Origin of the sequence: Lactococcus protaetiae, assembly GCF_006965445.1 — a bacterium.
Taxonomy (GTDB): Bacteria; Bacillota; Bacilli; order Lactobacillales; family Streptococcaceae; genus Lactococcus; species Lactococcus protaetiae.
In genome coordinates this window covers 1,693,961-1,713,763 of sequence record NZ_CP041356.1, presented here as the reverse complement: position 1 = coordinate 1,713,763, position 19,803 = coordinate 1,693,961, and the positions used below count along the sequence as shown (strand labels likewise).

Annotated in this window: 19 protein-coding genes and 1 riboswitch; of the genes, 5 read left to right on the top strand and 14 right to left on the bottom strand. The window is 37.3% G+C overall.

Annotated elements, in window-relative coordinates:
* Window positions 1-24: 24 nt before the first annotated feature.
* The 8 genes from FLP15_RS08310 to FLP15_RS08280 form a co-directional block, all read right to left on the bottom strand.
* Window positions 25-765: an epoxyqueuosine reductase QueH gene (locus tag FLP15_RS08310; RefSeq protein WP_142766719.1), complete on the bottom strand. Its 741-nt coding sequence runs from the start codon at window positions 763-765 to the stop codon at window positions 25-27.
* Window positions 766-1,161: 396 nt separating this feature from the next.
* Window positions 1,162-2,100 (bottom strand): 2-dehydropantoate 2-reductase, encoded by a 939-nt coding sequence (locus FLP15_RS08305; RefSeq protein ID WP_142766718.1) that lies wholly within the window; start codon window positions 2,098-2,100, stop codon window positions 1,162-1,164.
* Between the two features lie 110 nt (window positions 2,101-2,210).
* Complete coding sequence (gene spxB / locus FLP15_RS08300) at window positions 2,211-4,004, bottom strand: pyruvate oxidase (RefSeq protein ID WP_142766717.1); 1,794 nt, start codon at window positions 4,002-4,004, stop codon at window positions 2,211-2,213.
* Between the two features lie 186 nt (window positions 4,005-4,190).
* Window positions 4,191-4,616: a Spx/MgsR family RNA polymerase-binding regulatory protein gene (locus FLP15_RS08295; RefSeq protein ID WP_142766716.1), complete on the bottom strand. Its 426-nt coding sequence runs from the start codon at window positions 4,614-4,616 to the stop codon at window positions 4,191-4,193.
* Window positions 4,617-4,780: 164 nt separating this feature from the next.
* Window positions 4,781-5,149 (bottom strand): hypothetical protein, encoded by a 369-nt coding sequence (locus FLP15_RS08290; protein ID WP_142766715.1) that lies wholly within the window; start codon window positions 5,147-5,149, stop codon window positions 4,781-4,783.
* 148 nt (window positions 5,150-5,297) lie between these two features.
* Window positions 5,298-5,858 carry a folate family ECF transporter S component gene (locus FLP15_RS08285; RefSeq protein WP_142766714.1) on the bottom strand — a complete coding sequence of 187 codons (561 nt, stop codon included), beginning with the start codon at window positions 5,856-5,858 and terminating at the stop codon, window positions 5,298-5,300.
* Between the two features lie 202 nt (window positions 5,859-6,060).
* Window positions 6,061-6,174, bottom strand: a riboswitch (THF riboswitch).
* Window positions 6,175-6,325: 151 nt separating this feature from the next.
* Window positions 6,326-6,475, bottom strand: coding sequence for a hypothetical protein (locus FLP15_RS12755; RefSeq protein WP_162930824.1), 150 nt, complete (start codon window positions 6,473-6,475; stop codon window positions 6,326-6,328).
* 438 nt (window positions 6,476-6,913) lie between these two features.
* On the bottom strand, window positions 6,914-7,357 hold the full coding sequence (locus FLP15_RS08280; protein ID WP_120771582.1) for a DUF3592 domain-containing protein: 444 nt from the start codon (window positions 7,355-7,357) through the stop codon (window positions 6,914-6,916).
* A 987-nt stretch (window positions 7,358-8,344) separates the two neighbouring features.
* Here FLP15_RS08280 and FLP15_RS08275 point away from each other — a divergent pair.
* From FLP15_RS08275 to FLP15_RS08255, 5 genes are all read left to right on the top strand, one after another.
* Window positions 8,345-9,967 carry an Rqc2 family fibronectin-binding protein gene (locus FLP15_RS08275; protein WP_142766713.1) on the top strand — a complete coding sequence of 541 codons (1,623 nt, stop codon included), beginning with the start codon at window positions 8,345-8,347 and terminating at the stop codon, window positions 9,965-9,967.
* Between the two features lie 558 nt (window positions 9,968-10,525).
* Entirely contained in the window at window positions 10,526-11,344 is an 819-nt protein-coding gene (locus FLP15_RS08270) for a putative RNA methyltransferase (protein ID WP_142766712.1), read from the top strand.
* Between the two features lie 679 nt (window positions 11,345-12,023).
* Window positions 12,024-13,544: an ABC transporter ATP-binding protein gene (locus tag FLP15_RS08265; RefSeq protein WP_142766711.1), complete on the top strand. Its 1,521-nt coding sequence runs from the start codon at window positions 12,024-12,026 to the stop codon at window positions 13,542-13,544.
* Window positions 13,537-14,631 carry an ABC transporter permease gene (locus FLP15_RS08260; protein ID WP_142766710.1) on the top strand — a complete coding sequence of 365 codons (1,095 nt, stop codon included), beginning with the start codon at window positions 13,537-13,539 and terminating at the stop codon, window positions 14,629-14,631. Before FLP15_RS08265 ends, FLP15_RS08260 begins: the two co-directional genes overlap by 8 nt.
* A complete protein-coding gene (locus tag FLP15_RS08255) occupies window positions 14,631-15,584 on the top strand; it encodes an ABC transporter permease (RefSeq protein ID WP_142766709.1) in 954 nt (317 codons plus the stop codon). Before FLP15_RS08260 ends, FLP15_RS08255 begins: the two co-directional genes overlap by 1 nt.
* 40 nt (window positions 15,585-15,624) lie before the next feature.
* Here the strand turns inward: FLP15_RS08255 and FLP15_RS08250 are convergent, their stop codons facing one another.
* From FLP15_RS08250 to hisB, 6 genes are read right to left on the bottom strand one after another with little or no spacing between them, the layout of a single operon-like run.
* Complete coding sequence (locus tag FLP15_RS08250) at window positions 15,625-16,413, bottom strand: histidinol-phosphatase HisJ family protein (protein WP_142766707.1); 789 nt, start codon at window positions 16,411-16,413, stop codon at window positions 15,625-15,627.
* Window positions 16,413-17,051 (bottom strand): bifunctional phosphoribosyl-AMP cyclohydrolase/phosphoribosyl-ATP diphosphatase HisIE, encoded by a 639-nt coding sequence (hisIE, locus tag FLP15_RS08245; RefSeq protein ID WP_142766706.1) that lies wholly within the window; start codon window positions 17,049-17,051, stop codon window positions 16,413-16,415. Before hisIE ends, FLP15_RS08250 begins: the two co-directional genes overlap by 1 nt.
* 22 nt (window positions 17,052-17,073) lie before the next feature.
* Entirely contained in the window at window positions 17,074-17,847 is a 774-nt protein-coding gene (hisF, locus tag FLP15_RS08240) for an imidazole glycerol phosphate synthase subunit HisF (RefSeq protein WP_142766705.1), read from the bottom strand.
* Window positions 17,837-18,556 (bottom strand): 1-(5-phosphoribosyl)-5-[(5-phosphoribosylamino)methylideneamino]imidazole-4-carboxamide isomerase, encoded by a 720-nt coding sequence (gene hisA, locus FLP15_RS08235; RefSeq protein WP_142766704.1) that lies wholly within the window; start codon window positions 18,554-18,556, stop codon window positions 17,837-17,839. The genes hisF and hisA overlap by 11 nt, the downstream gene beginning before the upstream one ends.
* Complete coding sequence (gene hisH / locus FLP15_RS08230; protein WP_142766703.1) at window positions 18,550-19,158, bottom strand: imidazole glycerol phosphate synthase subunit HisH; 609 nt, start codon at window positions 19,156-19,158, stop codon at window positions 18,550-18,552. The genes hisA and hisH overlap by 7 nt, the downstream gene beginning before the upstream one ends.
* A gap of 34 nt (window positions 19,159-19,192) precedes the next feature.
* Complete coding sequence (hisB, locus tag FLP15_RS08225) at window positions 19,193-19,792, bottom strand: imidazoleglycerol-phosphate dehydratase HisB (protein WP_142766702.1); 600 nt, start codon at window positions 19,790-19,792, stop codon at window positions 19,193-19,195.
* Between the last annotated feature and the right edge of the window lie 11 nt (window positions 19,793-19,803).

Here is a 19,803-nt window from a genome sequence, read left to right as displayed (position 1 = left end):
TGCTCTCTTTTTATAAAATCTACATTAAATATGACTATCAAACCTTTTTTGATTATTTATAAAAGCAATAGCTTCCCTATTCTGACTCTTCAAGTCCACACCTTGCGCTTTAGCAGCATAAACACATCCACAATAACATTGACGATAAACATCATATTCTTTACAAAGCTCAATAGAACGTTTATAGCCATTATTTTTCTTAAAATCACTTGGAAGATAATTTACACTATATATTTTCTGAATATCAAGACCAATCTCATTGATAAGTTGGCTATTTTTCTTTGGAGAAAGCGTCAGAGCGCTACCAAAATAGTCAAATCCTAGTTCCTTAGCTTTCTCAGCCACAAGATCCAATCTCATTTGAAAACAAGCCGTACATCTTTTTCCACCCTCAGGTTCACCAGCAAGATGATTTTCTTGTATCATTTTTATGAAAAGATTGGGTTCATAAGCAGCGGCAATAAATTTAACTTCATTACCTGTTCGTTGATTGAACTCTTCAATAAACTGCTGTTGAACAATTTTTCGTCTTTCATATTCACTAGCGGGATGAATGTTTGAATTTGCAAAATAAATCGTTACATCAGCTGTACGAGTAAGATATTCAAGTGAATAAGTGCTACATGGTGCGCAACAACTATGCAGCAAAATTTGAGGACGAATCCCTTGCTCAATCCAATCCTCTTGTACTTTTTGAAAAACTCTATCATAATTAACTTTTTGATTTTTATTCATTTTTTCTAAAATTTCTGATGCATTTTTCATATTTTATTCTTCCCTCAGTCTTAGAAAATAATTATATCATAAAAAAACACCCTAATAATCTTATCAAGGTATTTTTTATATGATTAGTTCACCATAAGTTGAAGTGCTTACTTCATCAGTGGGAGATTCTTTCTCTCCTACTGATGTTAGTAGAACGAAAGCAAAGCTTGCCATTTCGCCTTATCGCTTTAGCGAGTTGCGACTTCGACTAGGCACGTCCGTGCCGTAGCGAGAATCGACAGCGCAGTGAAACGGAGATAGAGCGAATGGACAGCGGAGAGCAACGAAGTTGCGTAGACCGTTCGCAGAACGGCGTGCAAAGCACGTAGAGCCGTAGCGAAGATGGACAGCGGGGCCCAAAGGGCGAAGATAGAGCGCACTTGCTTGGTTAAACCACTATTTTGCTTTTAAGATTTCTTCTTTACTGTGAATCAGTTGTGTCAAAAAATCACAATAGGGTGTTGCCACATGATATTTTATCCCTTTTCTTGATACTGCACCATTGATATAATCGATTTCTGTTAAACGATTATTTTTTATTAAATCTTGATACATTGAGGGATAATGCATGCCGATAGTATCGAGATTAAAACAAGTTTCGACATGCTCAACAACCTCAGATATATCTAAATCTACCCCTTCATACTTGGCTACAGCAGCGAATTCATTGACAATAGTAACAACCATATCATGAGCAAATTGTGTAATTCCAAGCCCATACATATTAGTGTCTAAAATCGTACACAGACCATTCACTGTGCCATTTACACAAGCTTTACGATAAATTGAATAACGAATATTCTCTGAATATTTAGCATTTAAACCAGATTCAAACAAAACTTTGGCAAGTTCTCTAGCAGCAATTTCTTGCCCCACTGCCAAGTTCTGTAACTCGACTGAGCCATCTCCAAATAACTTTACTCTACCAGGCGCTTCTAATCCTGCAGTCCATATTGTATTTCCAATGAAAATATTCTCTACTGGAACATATTTCTCCACAATATCTTCATGTCCAATCCCATTAAGTAAACACAAAACTTTCGTGTGTTTATCAATTAGTGGTTTGATATCTTGAAGCATTTTATCTAATTGCATCGCTTTAGTAAATAAAACAATTAAGTCTGTTTTCTCTTCAGAAGAAATATTTGATTGAAGTTCTATTGGCAAATGAGCTACAATCTCTTCCCCATTAAAATTAGCTTGTAAGCCATTTTCTTTAATTGCATTCACATGGTCAGCCCAGCCATCAACTAGAGTAACATCATTGCCGCCTTGATGTAGCATTAAACCGAAGCGACTCCCCATTGCACCAGCTCCTGCGATTGTAATTTTCATTTATCTATAGCCTCCAAGATTGTTTTTCTGCTTGATATAAAATTAAAGCATACGAGAAAAATTGTATCTTTTTATGACAGAAAAATCAAATTCTTGCTCTATTTTTATGATTAGAAACCACCTTGAGCTGTCGCTTTCCCAGCTTCACTTATTCCTTCTTCTTTCATATATTTAGAAAACGGTTCAAGAGTTTCAGCATGAAATCTAGTTTTAAATTTATTGATTTCTTCTTTTGAGAAATGTTCTGAATCTAATTTTAAAGCTTCAGCAGGAATAGGACTTTCTCCAGTTATTTTCGCATCAATCAATACAGGAATATTTTTTTCGATATCATCCAAAGCTTGTTCAAAAATATGATCTAACTCTTCAACTTTTCGAGCAGTATATCCTTTAGCTCCCATAGCTTCTGCTATTTTTGCAAAATCGATCCCTGTAAATTCAACACCAAGATACCCTTTGTTTGTAGCTTCTTGTTCATCTTTTATAAAACCAAATTGTTCATTTGAAAAGACAACATTAAGTATTCCTAGCTTTTCTTGTACTTGGGTAACTAGGTCTTGCATCACCATGGAGAATGCACCATCACCTGACAATGACCAAACTTGTCGTTCAGGATAATCTAGTTTTGCCGTAATAGCTCCCGGAAGTCCAACACCCATTGTTGCAAAAAGTCCTGATGTACGCCACATTTGTCCTTTACTCATCTTCAAGTGACGCACTGAGGTCATTGTAACATCACCTACATCAGTTGAAAATAAAGCATTGGGAGTCGTTACTTTATTAATTGCGTGATAAACTTGATACATATTTAACGGAGAATGAGTATCTTGCTCAAGAGAATCTGTATATGCCTTCCAGTTAGCAACATTTTTTATGTTAGCACGCCACCACGCTGTTTCTGATTTTTCGTTAATATTTTCATTGAGCGAATGAACAACCTTTTTGGCATCGGCTAAGATTGCTAATTCTGTTTTTTGTCTTTTTCCAAGTTTTGCTGGGTCAATATCAACTTGTATGACATGATTCACATGTTCAAACATATTGGTCACATCAATAAAAGGTTGGTTGGTACCAAGCATTAAAACAGCATCTGCATTTGCGACAGCTTCATTTGCTGGCTTTCTTGATACACGAATAGCTGAACCTAAAAATGCTTCGTAATCATGGTCAACAATATCTATTGCTAAGGCTGAAATCATGATAGGGGCTTTAAGTTTTTTCGATAGAGTAATTAATTCATCGCCTGCTCCACGCATTCCAATCCCTGCAAAGATTAAAGGACGTTCAGCATTTTCTAGAATTTCAGCTGCTTTTTCTATTTGTTTTGCGTCTGGATTAGCTAGTTTTGGTTGGGCATAAACTTGACTTGCGTCAAACCAACTGTCTGAAGGAATTTCCTCCCAGCCAAGATTAACTGGAAGTTGGACGACTGCGACTCCTCTTTGACTATAAGCTTGTCTAATCGCTTCATCTATCACATGAGGTAAAGATTGAGCAGTCATGACCACTCGATGATAAACAGCAACATCAGCATAAATTGGGTCTTCATTCATTTCTTGAAAAGTATCCATATTCATCCCACTTGTTCCAAACTGGCCAATGATAGCTAAGACTGGGACATGGTCTTCTCTAGCATCATAGAGTCCATTGAGCAAGTGAGTCCCACCAGGCCCGGCAGAACCAAAAGCTACACCAATATGTCCTGTGAATTTAGCGTGCATACTTGCTGCCATTGCCCCTACTTCTTCGTGACGAACTTGAACATAATGAATGTTTTCTTTTTCTTCTAAAAGTGCATCCATCAAAGAGTTAATAGAGCCTCCGGGAAGACCATAGATGTTTTTTACTCCCCAATTTTCAAGAACTTTAACTGCAGCAACGCCTGCTTTTACGGTGTTTTTCATAATAATCCCTCCAGTGTTTAATCATACAGCCAAGTAGTATTGCTTGGTTTTTCCTTTCGTTTACAATTGTAAACCACATTTATATTATATGCCTATTTCCTATAAAAAACAACTCCGTAATTTAAAAAAATCAAGAAAAATAATATTTCTCTTGATTTTCATAAATATTTGTAGGTTTTATACCCCTCAATTGTAAGTAGCTCTTTCTTTATCCCACATTCTAACATTGTCAATCGCACACGCGATTTCTATTTTTCGTACGGAACGAGGGAGAAATTGCCGAATATCATCTTCATTATAACCCACTTGCAATCTGTATTCATCTACAAGCAGTGGACGTCTTAGAAGTCCTCTATTTTTGCTAATTAATTTTACCAGTTCACTCAGACTGAGCGTATCAAAGTCCAAATCCAATGCCTTATAAATATGACTTCTCTTTGAAAGAATTTCTTCTGCACCCAATTCTGTTAATGAGAGTATTCTTAAAATATCACTTTTTTCTAACTCATCTTCTATCAAATTAACTTCTTCAAAGTTTAATTCATTTTTAATCAACCATTGTTTAGCTTTTTGGCTTGATGAGCATCCTGGGAAGTAAAATAGTTTTATCATTGATTTCATATCCTTTTATTATTATAATGTTTTTCTCATTTATATAATTATATTATAATAAAATTAAAAGTTTATGTCAATACTTTTATCATATTTTTTTAATTTTTTTCTTATTATTTTTCTTCATAAGAAAAACCAACACTAATTTGCTGGTTTTTTTATTCTTAGATTTCTTGTAAGTATTCTTGGAGAGGGCTGGTATCTGATATTCCCAAACATTTAATAAAGGGGAGTAGATAGCCGATATCTTCACGCTCAATATTTTTGAGAATTGTGATTTTTCCTTTTCCTCGATAAATCTCTACCGTACTTTTATGACTTTCTTCAATAAAAAGATGCACATGCTCCTTATTTCCTTGATGAATACTTACCTCTACTTCTGTGCCATTAGAAAATATTCTACTTTGATTTCCTTGAAGGTAACTATCAATCACAAGTTTCATCATTTCGCTTTCGATGACTGTGTCAATGTCAACAAACTGTTTGATTGTTGCTCTTTTTATCTTTGCTGCTCCTACTTTGTTTTGCTCCATATCGGCAATCTCCTATATTTTTTATACTTCTATTATAACAAACGCTTTCATTAGAACAAAATGAGATATATTTAAAAAAGTGATTATCTAAAGTTTCGATAATCACTTTGTTTTTTTTATCAAAACCAGTGCGTGCTAAGTCTTGACTTCATTTTGAATGTTCTGTTATGAATGTTCCAATAGGTTTTATTGATTGAAGGGTTGGGATAATAAACATTAGAATACAAGTTTCAAGTGGAACTTGGAGTAACAATAGGACTCGACCGCTAAGTAAGGTCATAAAAGTTGAAAAATTCGAATTTGGTATCATCAACGTTATCCATAATGTATTAAAAAAAGTTGAATCTATGAGCATGATTGTCGCAATCGCCATGAATACGAAGAACCAATGTTTTTTATTTTTTATATCTAAACGCTTTTTATAGAAAAACACGCCATAAAGTATCCCTACAAAAAATGCAGAAATCGTAAATCCTGGGAAATATGTAACTCCTGATAAGATAGCTCCTAGAATATCACCTATCATTAGGAGAACGCCTCCCCATAATGGCCCTGCAATCATTCCAATTAGTGCATTAGCAATAAAGACTGGACTAAGTCTAAAAAAACTATTGCCAATAGCTAGTCTTGATAGTACTAACTGTAATGCCAATAGAAAGGCCAAAAGGACTAAGCGTTGCAGCTCATTTTTTGTTGTAAAGTTTTTCATGTTATTCTCCTTGAATAAGATATGAATTTGGCTATTTTAGAGTCATAAATCTATCACCTACCTTGCTTATAAATTTGTTTGCTTACGCAAATAAATGAATAGTTAGTTAGTTTCACAACTTCAATCACGCCAAATTCCGTTGGGTAAAGTTCCCATAAATTTAAGGTAGAGTAACACTGATTATTGTGCAAGACACAAAAAAACCAGCGGATGCGGAGTTGTACCGCGTACAGTATTTGTAATTTCAACAAATCTGTACTTCGCCTGCAAGCAACATCCCGTCTTGCAGTACTTAACGCACTTCCCCTACTCTGTGTGACATTTTTCATTATAACATATTTGTTTTCTTCGACTTTCAGTAAAGGTGTTGATTCATCAAAAATAACTCTGAAAGTTCGGATATCACATTATAATTTGATTGGTATATTTTATATAAAAAATCGCCAGCAATCACTGACGATATCCTTTTATTTTCTATTTTCTGCGGTAAGTATCTCCAGTTTATGCTTCCATTCATTTTGGAACCATCGGTTTTCAAAAGTATCAGCAAGGATTGCATTTCTATCATTATGATTCTTGCTATTTTTTACGACTTTTATTGAAGCTTTTTTAGACATTTGATTTCCTCCTGTCAGTGGTCAGTAATAGCTGACCCTCTTAAACTGGTTTTCTCAAGAAGCCACCCCTTTGCGGCTCTTCAAAATCTAAACATAACACTCTGGAGATATCTTTTGATACCTCTGCAATAAATTATATCAAAAAATTACGATTTATTAAAATTAAAGCACTTCTTCTTTATTATTCCTTGTTAATTCAGCTCTGTCAGTACTGACAGAATGCAAAAAAGCAAGCTCCTCATATAAAAGGAGCTTGCTCAATGTTTGTAATTTGAAAAGAATTTCAGAGATGCCAAAGTTGGATAGGCTTTGACTTTATTATTCTATCGTATTCTTTTGATATTTACTAAAAATTTGCTTACAAATTTATTTGGTAATGATTTTTGTTTCTGTCAGCACTGACAGAAGATTTTTGGGGCAAGATGAATTGAAGAAAATTTATTTTTTCGTTTTTTCTTCAAGAATTTTCATTCGTTTAATGAGCTGATGCTCTCCAAACAAAATAAGAAATAGCACTAAACTCCAACCGCCCAATAAAGCTGCTGAATCCTGTAAATCGTCGCCGCGTTGACTTGTAAACACTCTTGAAGGATGGTCATTAACAACGTAAACCGTGATTTTATCTCCTTCATCGCCAAGTTTTCTAAAGTATACATCTAATGGGCGACGAACGAAGTGTTTACCTTCAAACTCGTAAGAAACCTCATGAATCGCCTTGACATCATCACCATAGACAATTTTTCCTGAAACGGGCGTTTTTTCTAAATTTTTGTTTGCCTGATGAACTCCTATCAAAAATGATGCGCCACCAAGCATTGCTATTGCGACTATTAACGTAATAATGCGCAGAATTCGCTGGATAATTGTAATCGTTTTACTCATTAATTATTCCTATTAAACATCTTCTATGTCGAATTTACTAAAAATACAATATTTTAACTGGTTTTGCTCCAAAATCCGATAGCGTTTTATATTACATACAAATGTAATTACAAATCATTTATTCAGAGAGTAGCCTCTTATTATTCTACCATTTTTTGTTAATAAAAGTCGAATCCTTGATATGTTTATTGTTTTATAAAAATCTAATAAGGATGGATTTGTATAAACTAGCAAAATTTCATTGACACATTTGGAAAGACAAGAAAAAAACGCTTTTTTTTGATAAAATGGTCTAAGAATTTTTAAATTTCACTAGATGTGTGAAAGCAACTCCGCTTTTTGTCAAACGGTCCTTTTGCATGATACAAACGTCATTTCGCAACACCATGATTGCTCTTGGTTCATAAGTAAAACAAATTGCTTTCACATCTTTATCAAAACAAGTGCGTGCTATCTCCACCTTACGGCTACGCGATAAACATTTGTCCGTTTTATCTAGCCGCTGAAGCATCTGATAAAAAGGCTGTCGATGCTCGCTACGGTGCTACGTGCTTCGCACGCCGTTCTGCGAACGGTCTACGCAACTTCGTTGCTCCGCTGTCCGTTTGCTTAGCTGCTAAAGCAGCAAGAGCAAAAGGCAAAGCACCTAGTCGTAATGGCAAGCCTTGAATTTCGTCCGACTGCCATAGGGCGTTGGCGCTTTTAGCGCCTAGGCTTCTTGGAAAAGACCACTTCGCCTTGCGACTTTAGTCGATTGCGATTTGAACTTCCGACTTTAGTCGGTTAGTGAAATCGACAACGTAGCAAAGCGTAGATAGAGCGAATGGATAACGAAGTGAAGCGGAGGTGTGACCTCATATCGAAGATGTGAGGTTGTACCTTAAATTCAGTGGTGAGTCGAAACTCCCACTGAATAAGTCTTGACTTCATTAAACAAATCACTGACAATTTTCTGTCAGCACTTATAGAAATGAAAAGAGGTGAAAAATGTCTTTTGATGGTATTTTTCTACACCACATGACCACTGAATTGCAGCTCCTTGTCGGCGGCCGTATTCAAAAAATCAATCAACCTTTCGAGCAGGAACTTGTATTGACCGTGCGTGCAAATGGTAAATCACATAAACTTTTGCTATCCGCTCATCCTGTATTTGGGCGTGTTCAATTAACGAAAACAGACTTTCAAAATCCACAAAATCCAACTAATTTTGTCATGATTCTGCGCAAGTATTTGGCTGGCAGTTTCATTGAAAAAATTGAACAAGTCGGCAATGACCGACAAATTATTTTCTATATTTCCACCAAAGATGAAATTGGTGACATGATGAAAATTGCGCTAATTGCAGAAATCATGGGCAAACACAGCAACATTATCTTACTTGAAAGAACTTCTGGTAAAATTATTGAGAGCATCAAACACATTGGATTTTCACAAAATCAATATCGAACGATTTTACCAGGTTCGACTTACATCGCACCACCACTGACAGCTGCTTGCGACCCTTTTGTCGCTACTAACGAAAAAATTTTTGATGCGCTTCAAACTGACAGCCTCTCAAAAGTTTTTCAAGGTATCGGACGTGATAGTCGAGATGCGCTTTCAGGTCTGTCAGTCAATGATTTTAAGCAAAAGTTGACTAACGTTGTACCATCAATTTATCCTGATGACCGTTTTTCAAGTATTCAACTGATAGATGATTTTGTCAAATTTGATAATTTATCAGAAATGCTGGATATCTATTATGCCGATAAGGCGGAGCGAGACCGTGTCAAACAAGTTGCAAGTAGCGTCATCAAAAAAGTTCAAAATGAGCTTAAAAAGAATCGTGACAAACTTAAAAAACAAGAAACAGAGTTGTCAGCAACTGACAAAGCTGAAATTTTTCGTCAAAAGGGCGAACTCCTCAACACCTTCCTCCAGCAAGTGCCAAATGATAAACCGTCAGTAACATTAGAAAATTATTATACTGACAAACCGATTGAAATCGCTTTAGATTTATCCAGAACGCCTGCGCAAAATGCTCAACGCTACTTCCATCGCTATCAAAAATTAAAACAAGCGGTCAAATTCTTGGGCGAACAAATTGAACAAACCAAACAAGCCATCGCTTATCTTGAATCTGTTGAATCAAATCTTTCAAATGCTGATGTTCCCGAAATTGCAGATATTCGTGAAGAACTTATTCAGACCGGATATATCAAGCAAAAATATCGTAACAAGAAACAAAAAATGCTACCACCCGAAAAATATCAGGCACCTGATGGCACAATTATTCTCGTCGGCAAAAATAATCTACAAAATGAACAAGTCACCTTCAAACTCTCAAGACGTGGAGATTTGTGGTTTCATGTCAAAGACATTCCTGGAAGTCACGTACTTATTACAGGAAATCCTACTCCTTCTGATGAAACGATTACATTTGCTGGAGAACTCGCTGCTTATTTCAGCAAAGCACGTCACTCCAACCTTGTTCAAGTCGACGTTTTAGAAGCTAAAAAATTACACAAACCTACTGGCACAGCGCCTGGATTTGTTACTTATGATCGTGAAAAAACGATTCGCGTCACACCAGATGAAGAAATCATTAAGGCTAGAAAGATTTCGAGATAGGCTGATTTCTCATACTAGCTCATTTCTAAATGACTTTAGTTGTTTAATCAGACGAACTCTACAACTCTACAACTCTACTACCTTGCACCTGCTTTTTGTTCCTCTTCTTTCGTCTTGATAGTCTTGATAATTTAGAACAAATCGACAACGTAACGCAACGGAGTGACTTTTGAAGTGATTACTTCATCAGTGGGAGATTCTTTCTCTCCCACTGATGTTAGTAGAACGAAAGCAAAGCTTGCCATTTCGCCTTATCGCTTTAGCGATTTAGAGCGAATGGACAGCGGAGCGAAGCGGAGATAGTGCTGCTTATCCCTCCGCCTAAAGAAGTGGGGGAGTTGCCATTCCGACTAGGTGCTTTGCCTTTTGCTCTTGCTGCTTTAGCAGCTAAGCAAACGGACAGCGGAGCAACGAAGTTGCGTAGACCGTTCGCAGAACGGCGTGCGAAGCACGTAGCACCGTAGCGAGGATGGACAGCGTAGCCCAAAGGGCGAAGATAGCATGCACTTGCTTGGTTAAAACACTTTTAGAGATTAAACAGCACTAGAAAGAACGATAATGAACGAAATACTAAAATGTCCTGTTTGCGACCAAGTATTAACTCCACACGAAAAAACTTATGAATGTAGCAATCATCACAGTTTCGATTGTGCTAAAGAAGGCTATCTCAACCTTTTACTTAATGCCAAAAAGACGGCAGGTGATTCCAAAGAAATGATGGCTGCCAGACGAAACTTTCTCGCTAAAGGCTACTATGAGAAATTGTCAGACCGTATCAACACTCACTTACAAGCTGTAAGTACTGACAAAAGTCCTGTCATTGATATCGGCTGCGGCGAAGGTTACTACCTCTCACGCTTTCAACGCCAAATAGCTCCTCATGCAGACCAATTCTATGGTCTTGATATTTCAAAGCTTGGTATTCGCATGGCGGCAAAGAAAACTCCTGACATTCATTGGCTTGTGGCCAACTTTGCTAAGCTTCCCTTTACTGACCATTCTGTCAGCACCGTTTTGTCCATGTTCGCCGAATACTCTGTCAAAGAAATCAATCGTGTCCTTACTGACAAAGGCACTGTCATTATTGTCAGAGCTGCAAATGATCATCTCTTAGAATTAAAAAATATTATTTACCCTGAAATTCACGAAAAAGTTAAGGCAGCTAGCATCAAAAACTTTCCAGACTTTCACGTTGAACGTGAAAATTATCACTACAAAACAACGATTAAATCCACTGAAGACTTACTCAGCTTACTTTTAATGACACCTCACTACTGGAAAATCAAACCTGACGGTATTGACAAACTCAAAACATATACAGAATTAGAAATTACTGTCAGCATCGAAATTGACCGTTTGACACGTCAATCTCATTAGCTTCGTGAAATTTAACTTAGCAAATGCGTGCTATCTCCGCCTTTGGTCTACCTGTCCATCCTCGCTACGGTGCTGAAGCACCTAGTCGGAATGGCAACTCCCCACCTCTATAAGGTGGCGAGATAAGCAGCACTATCTCCGCTTCGCTACGCTGTCCATTTTACCTTATCGCTTTGCCTTTTGCTCTTACTGCTTAACAGTTAGCTTCGCTGACCATAGGACATTTGTCCGTTAGGGGCAAAAGGCATTGGCTGTAAGGCACTAAAGTGACAAGAATAGAGGCAACACCAAATAGCAATCAAACGGATAGCGTAGTAACGAAGTTGCGTAGACCGTTCATAGAACGGCGTGCGAAGCACGTAGCGAGAATCGACAGCGCAGCGAAACGGAGATAGAGCGAATGGATAACGAAGCGAAGCGGAGGTGTGACCTCATATCTTTGATATGAGGTTATGCCCTAACATTAGTGGGGATTCTTTTTCCCCCACCAATGAAGTAATCACTTCAATATAAGTTTTTTTCCACTAAATTCTGAAAGCGTTATTTTTTTCAAAATGAACAAAAGGTCTTGAAAATTTTTTCTTTCGTGTAAGCGCCTCCTTTCTGCCTGGAAAAACACTTTCATAAATGTTCAAAATTTGCTATAATTAGCTGTAATTATTTTATAGAAGGAGCCACTATGGCCAACGAAAATGTCATTCAAATGATTGATGTGACCAAACGATTTGGTGAATTTGTCGCTAACGACAAAATCAATCTTGAGTTGAAGAAAGGGGAAATTCATGCGTTGCTCGGTGAAAATGGTGCCGGTAAATCAACACTAATGAATATCCTTTCAGGACTCCTTGAACCCACTTCTGGCGAAGTTCACGTCAACGGAAAACTCGAAAATATCGATTCTCCATCTAAAGCAGCCAACCTCGGAATTGGTATGGTTCACCAGCATTTCATGCTAGTTGACGCTTTTACAGTCGCGGAAAATATCATTCTCGGTAATGAAATCACAAAAGGACTAAATCTCGACCTTAAAACAGCGAAAAAGAAAATCCTTGAACTTTCTAATCGTTATGGTCTCACCGTAGAACCTGACGCCCTTGTGCGAGATATCTCTGTCGGACAACAGCAACGTGTTGAGATACTAAAAACACTCTATCGTGGAGCAGATATTTTAATCTTTGATGAACCAACAGCCGTTCTGACTCCTGCCGAAATTACTGAATTAATGCAGATATTAAAAAATCTCATTAAAGAAGGTAAATCTATCATCCTCATCACACACAAACTTGATGAAATTCGTGCAGTTGCTGACCGTATTACCGTTATCCGTCGTGGTAAGTCTATTGAAACCGTTGAGCTTGGAGACAAAACAAACCAAGAACTCGCGGAAATGATGGTTGGACACGCCGTTTCTTTCGTTACAGAAAAAGGCCCCGCACATCCTACTGATGTCGTTCTCCAAGTAGAGAATCTACAAGTCAGAGAAAATCGTGGTTCTCTTGCAGTTAAAGGACTTTCACTTGACGTTCATGCAGGTGAAATCGTTGGACTCGCAGGGATTGATGGAAATGGTCAAACTGAGCTGATCAAAGCGATTACTGGATTGATGAAAGTTGATTCAGGTACAGTAAAATTACACGGTAAAGACATTACAAATCAACGCCCTCGTAAAATTACCGAACAATCTGTCGGGCATGTTCCAGAAGACCGCCATCGTGATGGCTTAGTTCTCCAAATGACCGTTGCTGAAAACATTGCTCTTCAAACCTACTACAAAGCTCCAATGAGCAAATATGGATTCCTTGACTACAACAAAATCAATAGCTACGCTCGTGATTTAATGCATGAATTTGATGTTCGTGGTGCTGGGGAATGGGTTCCAGCTGGTTCTCTCTCTGGTGGTAATCAACAAAAAGCAATCATCGCACGCGAAGTTGACCGTAACCCAGACCTCCTCATTGTTTCACAGCCGACACGTGGACTTGATGTCGGGGCAATTGAATACATCCACAAACGTTTAATTCAAGCACGAGATGAAGGTAAAGCTGTACTAGTTGTTTCTTTCGAACTTGATGAAATTCTCAATGTCTCTGACCGAATCGCTGTTATCCATGATGGTCATATTCAGGGTATCGTTTCTCCTGAAACAACCACAAAACAAGAACTCGGTATTTTGATGGTCGGAGGTAATATCAATGAATAGTAAAACGAAAAAAATTCTCGTACCAATCATCGCCGTTCTTGCTGGCTTTGTACTAGGTGCGATTATCATGCTCATTTTCGGGTACAACCCGCTTTGGGGCTATGAAGACCTCTTCATCTCCGCATTAGGTAGTGCCCGCTCAATTGGCGAAACACTACAAACTACTGGTCCGCTTATCCTAACTGCCCTTTCCTTTGCAGTAGCAATGAAAGCAGGTCTATTCAATATTGGGATGTCTGGTCAAGCACTGGCAGGTTGGATTACTTCTATGTGGTTTGCACTCAGTTTTCCAGATATCCCTCGTGTACTTATGATTCCACTTGTTGTGATTATTGGGATGATTTTCGGAGCTTTGATGGGCTTCATTCCTGGGATACTTCGAGCATTACTTGGAACCTCGGAAGTCATTACCACCATCATGCTCAACTATATTATTTTATTCTTCTCGACCTACATGATTCATGATATGTTCCAAAAGAATATTTTGATGGACAATACAACAGACCAAACAAAACTTATCAGTGCAAACGCTTCTTTCAGAACAGGTTGGATGTCTTCTCTTACAGATAATTCCACACTAAATATTGGGTTAATTATTGCTTTAATCGCCTTGGTAATTATGGCTATCGTATTTTCAAAAACAACGCTTGGCTTTGAAATCAAAGCCGTAGGATTAAATCCAGATGCTTCTGAATATGCAGGGATTTCTGCAAAACGTACAATCATTATGTCAATGCTTGTTGCAGGTGCTCTTGCAGGTCTTGGTGGTGTCGTTTATGGCTTTGGTTATATGCAAAACTTTGTTTCACAATCTGCTTCTCTTGACATTGGATTTAACGGCATGGCGGTAGCTTTATTAGGAGGCAATAGTCCAGTCGGTATCCTCTTTGCCGGTCTACTCTTCTCTATCCTTCAGACAGGCGCTCCTGGTATGATGAACGATGCTATCCCACCACAAATCGTACAGGTCGTTACAGCTTCAATCATCTTCTTTATTGCAGTGAAATTCATCATTGAAGTAATGCTGCCAAAAGCAAAGGAAATAAAAGCTGCTGAAAATGCTAAGAAGAAAGGAGAAAAGGCCTAATGAATCTCGTTAACACTTTGCAAATTATCGTTGCAAATATGCTTATTTACTCAACACCTCTAATCTTCACAAGTATTGGTGGTGTATTCTCAGAACGAGGCGGTATCGTAAACGTTGGTCTTGAAGGAATCATGACTATGGGAGCTTTCAGCTCTGTTGTATTTAACCTGACAACAGCAAGTATCTTTGGAAGCATGACTCCTTGGATTTCCATCCTATTTGGTGCTTTAGTTGGGGCAGTGTTCGCTTCGCTCCATGCAGTTGCAACAGTTAATTTCCGCGCAGACCACATTGTATCTGGTACTGTACTCAACTTGATGGCACCAGCACTTGGCGTTTTTCTCCTCCAAGTTCTCTACAACCAAGGTCAAATCAACATCAACGAACAAATTGGTTATTGGGATTTTCCACTTCTCTCAAAAATTCCTGTAATTGGTCAAATATTCTTTAGCCAAACTTCGCTACCTGGCTTTCTCGCAATTGTTGTTGCATTTATTGCTTGGTATGTCCTCTTTAAAACTCGCTTTGGCCTACGTCTTCGTTCTGTTGGCGAAAACCCTCAAGCAGCAGATACACTTGGTATCAACGTTTATGCTTATCGTTGGGCCGGTGTTCTTCTCTCTGGTGTACTTGGTGGTATCGGTGGTGCAATCTATGCCCAAGCGATTTCTGGTAACTTCGCCGTGTCAACCATCGTTGGTCAAGGGTTTATCTCACTTGCAGCAATGATTTTTGGTAAATGGAATCCAATCGGAGCTATGCTTGCTTCACTCCTCTTTGGACTTTCTACTTCACTTGCTGTTGTTGGTGGCCAAATTCCAGGAATTAAAGAAATTCCATCTGCTTTCTTGCAAATGGCTCCTTACGTCTTTACGATTATCGTCCTTGCACTCTTCTTAGGAAAAGCAGTTGCTCCAAAAGCAGACGGTGTCAACTACATCAAGTCTAAATAGCAAAAAAAGTCAGTTTAACAGCTGACTTTTTTCTATACATTTATTTATCTAGCATCCTTTGACTAAATGTTGATATATCTGAAAATCCCGCATTCTGAATCAAATGTTGAGCTTCTGCAATCCTATCAAAAGTTCTATTAGCTTTATGATTATCTGTACCCAAAGTTACAATTTTGCCACCTGTCTTCGCATACTCCGTAAGCAAATATTGATAAAATATTTTTGCTTTTGGAAACTGGAATAACCGAGTATTTACTTCAATCCCCTTACCCCTTTCAACTAATTTTTTGATAATCTGATGAATAATCACTTCAAACTTATCATAATCAATCAGTTTATCTCGATACGGTCCGTAACGCGCTACATAATCCAAATGCCCTAAACTATCAAAGCATGTAAATGTGTCAATGCACTCTAATAAATGTTCAAAATACTCTCTATGTGCAGTTATTTTGGATTTGTTCTTATAATAACTTGTATCTTCATAAACTTCAACATCATCAATTTCATGAATTGAACCAATAATAAAGTCAAAATCATGTTCCTTGACAAATAAATCTATTTCTTCTTTAAATCGGCTGTCTAAGCCTATTTCCAGTCCTTTTTTTATTTTGATTTTTCCTTTAAATTCTTTTTGGAGACTTTGTATCTCATCAAAATAAGAAGAAACATCCAAATCAAAACTTAGGCCTGGGAAATGAAATTCATGATGTTCAGTAAAACATATCTCCTCTAGTCCGTATTTTATCGCCTCTAAAACTTGATTTCTTGGATTTTCTTCACTATCTGCAGAGAAGTAAGAATGGAGATGATAGTCAACTTTTCGCATCAATAACTTCCTTTCTGATGAAATATTTTTTTGTTTTGCTCTTTTTGATGACGTACTTTTAGTTTATCCTCTACATCAGAAAAAGTAACTTCTCTCTGATTCATCAATACAAAAAGATGGTAGAATAAGTCACAGATTTCTCCAACTAATTCTGCTTTATCTGGATTTTTACTGGCGATAATGACTTCACTTGCTTCCTCACCAACTTTTTTTAACACTTTATCTATTCCTTGTTCAAGAAGATAATTGGTATATGACTGCTCAATTGGACTTGATTTACGTTCTTCAATCAAACGTTCAAGTTCTAAAAAAATATTTCTATCATCAAAAGCTTTAACTTCATTGAAAAAGCAAGAATAATTTCCTGTATGACAAGCTGCTCCAACTTGCTCGACATAGACTAACAACGTATCTTCATCACAATCAAGCATTATCCCTTTAATTTTTTGGATATGTCCAGATTCTTCACCTTTATGCCAAAGCTTCTGTCGTGAACGTGAATAAAACCACGTTTCTCCCGTATCAAGCATTTTTTCATAGGCTTCTTCATTTGTATAAGCGAGCATCAAAATTTGCTTACTTTGATAATCTTGGACAATTACTGGTATCAAACTTTGTTTTTTAAAGTCTGGTTTCATTTTCCTTTTTTCTCCTATTATTTCAAGTTCTCATGCTCAAACGGCGAGCTGGAACGTTATTTTTGATTAAAGTTTCTTTTACCTCATCAATAGTTATTTCTTTATAATGAAATAAACTAGCTACAAGCGCCGCGTCTGAGCGAGTTTCTTTGAAAACATTGACAATATCTTCGACACCTCCACAACCTCCACTTGCAATCACAGGGATATTTACTGATTCGCAAACTTTATTGAGCATATTAATATCATAACCTGATTTAGTCCCATCCTTATCCATAGATGTCAATAATATCTCACCCGCTCCAAGCTGTTCACACTGTTTAACCCACTGGACAAGGTCTAAGCCTGTATTTTCTCGTCCACCCTTGATATAAACGTCGTAAGAACCTGTAGAGTTTATTTTGGCATCAATAGCAACCACAACACATTGATTGCCGAATTTTTCTGCTGCTTGCGCAATAAGTTGTGGATTTTTAACTGCTGCAGAATTAATAGATACTTTATCTGCTCCTTTCGCTAATATTTTCTGAAAATCATCAATCGTATGGATTCCACCACCTACTGTGAGTGGAATTGATAAAACACGCGCCGCACGTGAAATAATATCTCCAATAATTTCACGATTTTCATAAGTCGCTGTGATATCAAGAAAAACAATCTCGTCTGCACACTGTTTTTCATATTCTTTGGCAAATTCTACAGGTTCACCCAGTTCTTTTAAGCCAATAAAATTTGTTCCTTTTACTACTTTACCGTCTTTAATATCTAGACAAGGAATAATACGTTTACTCAGCATTTCTCAGTACCTCCGCAAGATTTATCTTTCCTTCGTAGTAGGCTTTACCAATGATAATCGCATAATAATCCTTTTGCCTGGCTTGTATAATATCTTCTCTATCTTTCACGCCACCCGAAACTACAAATTTAAGGCTCGTTTTTTGAGCTATTTCTTCATATAATGAAAAATTAGGTCCTGCCAATGTCCCATCTCTAGAAATATCTGTAATTACAACATAGCCAACACCCATTTTTTCTAGTTTTTTTAGAAATATGAGATAAGGAACATCGCTTGTCTTTAACCAGCCACTTGTTGATACGTATCCCTCTTTTATATCTACACCCACCACTATTTTCTCTGCTCCATAGTTTTTTAAAGCTGTTTTGAGAAAATCAGGATGTTCTAACGCTGCAGTTCCCAAAATAACACGATTTATTCCTAGTTTTTCTAGATAGAGAGCGAGAACTTCAGGAGTTCTTATCCCCCCTCCAACTTGAAGTTGAAGTTGAGTTGTTGCTTTTATTTTTTGGATTATTTCTATGTTAGTCGTTTTACCTTCTTTTGCACCGTCAAGATCTACAATATGGAGATATTTTGCTCCCATTTTCTCAAAATTCTGAGCAATTTGTTCAGGAAATTCACTGTAGGTCGTTTGATTTGAATAATCGCCATGATAAAGGCGAACCACCTTTCCGTCTTTTAAATCAATCGCTGGAATTATTAACATAGTATCATCTCCTTAAAAGCTTTAAGTATTAGTTGACCTATTTGAGCTGATTTTTCAGGATGAAATTGGCAGCCCATCACATTACCAGAAGCTACGATAGCTGGGATTTTGACATCGCCATATTCTGTGTAAGCAATAAGTTCGTCTTTTGGACATTTCACTGCGTAGCTATGCACAAAATAAGTTTCATCATTTTCTTTCAAATATCTAAGTAGTGGATGATTTTGTGTAAAATGAAGTTGATTCCAGCCCATGTGTGGGAGTTTCTGCGTCGTTTGTATCAAGTTGACACTTCCTTTCAATAAGCCAAGCCCATTTGTTTTTTCTTTTTCTGTACCTTTTTCAAAAAGTATTTGCATTCCAAGACAAATTCCTAAGATTGGAACTCCTGCTGCTGCACGTGTTTTTATTAGTTCAACTAGATTGTACTGCGTAAGCTGTTTCATTGCTGTTGGGAAAGCTCCTACTCCTGGTAAAATCAGAGCTTGGGCTTTATTAATTTGTTCGGAATCTCTTGAAATAATACACTCCATTCCTAGTCGCTCTATTGCTCCTTGGACACTTTGAAGATTCCCCACATTGTAGTCAATAATAACAATCATTTTCCGCCTATTATCTTTCTTATGGATACTGAGTTTATAAAATACCTTTTGAAGATGGAATTTCATCTATTTTTTTACTGTCTATAGCAACTGCTTGTTTAAGTGCACGTGCGGTAGCCTTAAATATTGCCTCGATAATATGATGTGTATTTTTTCCGTAATGTTCATTGATATGTAGAGTAATTCCTGCATTAAAGGATAAAGCTCGGAAAAATTCTTCTGTCATCTCAGTATCATAATCACCAAGTTTGTTATTAGCTGATAAATCAGCATTAAAGACGAGATAAGGCCGACCACTAATATCGAGGTCACAAGTAATAAGTGATTCATCCATTGGTATCGTGAAGCTCCCATAACGTTGAATCCCTCGTTTATCATCTAATGCTTGGTTGATACACTTCCCAAGAACAATCGCAACATCCTCAATCAGGTGGTGAGCATCCATTCCTAGATTTTCATTATCGCCGTGAGCTTTTAGGGTTAGGTCAAAATCTCCGTGATAAGCTAAAAGTGTGAGCATATGGTCAAAAAATCCAACTCCTGTAGTTATGTTACTTTGCCCTGTTCCATCAAGGTCAATGGTGATTGTAATTTGAGTTTCTTTTGTATTACGCGTAATTTGTGCTGCTCGCATTTTTTCTCCTT

Coding starts and splice junctions, on each gene's coding strand:
- FLP15_RS08265 (WP_142766711.1), top strand. CDS start 12,024: ATGGCCAACGAAAATGTCATTCAAATGATTGATGTGACCAAACGATTT.
- FLP15_RS08310 (WP_142766719.1), bottom strand. CDS start 765: ATGAAAAATGCATCAGAAATTTTAGAAAAAATGAATAAAAATCAAAAA.
- hisIE (WP_142766706.1), bottom strand. CDS start 17,051: ATGAAACCAGACTTTAAAAAACAAAGTTTGATACCAGTAATTGTCCAA.
- FLP15_RS08250 (WP_142766707.1), bottom strand. CDS start 16,413: ATGCGAAAAGTTGACTATCATCTCCATTCTTACTTCTCTGCAGATAGT.
- hisF (WP_142766705.1), bottom strand. CDS start 17,847: ATGCTGAGTAAACGTATTATTCCTTGTCTAGATATTAAAGACGGTAAA.
- hisB (WP_142766702.1), bottom strand. CDS start 19,792: ATGCGAGCAGCACAAATTACGCGTAATACAAAAGAAACTCAAATTACA.
- spxB (WP_142766717.1), bottom strand. CDS start 4,004: ATGAAAAACACCGTAAAAGCAGGCGTTGCTGCAGTTAAAGTTCTTGAA.
- FLP15_RS08275 (WP_142766713.1), top strand. CDS start 8,345: ATGTCTTTTGATGGTATTTTTCTACACCACATGACCACTGAATTGCAG.
- FLP15_RS08305 (WP_142766718.1), bottom strand. CDS start 2,100: ATGAAAATTACAATCGCAGGAGCTGGTGCAATGGGGAGTCGCTTCGGT.
- FLP15_RS08255 (WP_142766709.1), top strand. CDS start 14,631: ATGAATCTCGTTAACACTTTGCAAATTATCGTTGCAAATATGCTTATT.
- hisH (WP_142766703.1), bottom strand. CDS start 19,158: ATGATTGTTATTATTGACTACAATGTGGGGAATCTTCAAAGTGTCCAA.
- hisA (WP_142766704.1), bottom strand. CDS start 18,556: ATGTTAATAATTCCAGCGATTGATTTAAAAGACGGAAAGGTGGTTCGC.
- FLP15_RS08260 (WP_142766710.1), top strand. CDS start 13,537: ATGAATAGTAAAACGAAAAAAATTCTCGTACCAATCATCGCCGTTCTT.
- FLP15_RS08280 (WP_120771582.1), bottom strand. CDS start 7,357: ATGAGTAAAACGATTACAATTATCCAGCGAATTCTGCGCATTATTACG.
- FLP15_RS08285 (WP_142766714.1), bottom strand. CDS start 5,858: ATGAAAAACTTTACAACAAAAAATGAGCTGCAACGCTTAGTCCTTTTG.
- FLP15_RS12755 (WP_162930824.1), bottom strand. CDS start 6,475: ATGTCTAAAAAAGCTTCAATAAAAGTCGTAAAAAATAGCAAGAATCAT.
- FLP15_RS08295 (WP_142766716.1), bottom strand. CDS start 4,616: ATGATAAAACTATTTTACTTCCCAGGATGCTCATCAAGCCAAAAAGCT.
- FLP15_RS08290 (WP_142766715.1), bottom strand. CDS start 5,149: ATGGAGCAAAACAAAGTAGGAGCAGCAAAGATAAAAAGAGCAACAATC.
- FLP15_RS08270 (WP_142766712.1), top strand. CDS start 10,526: ATGAACGAAATACTAAAATGTCCTGTTTGCGACCAAGTATTAACTCCA.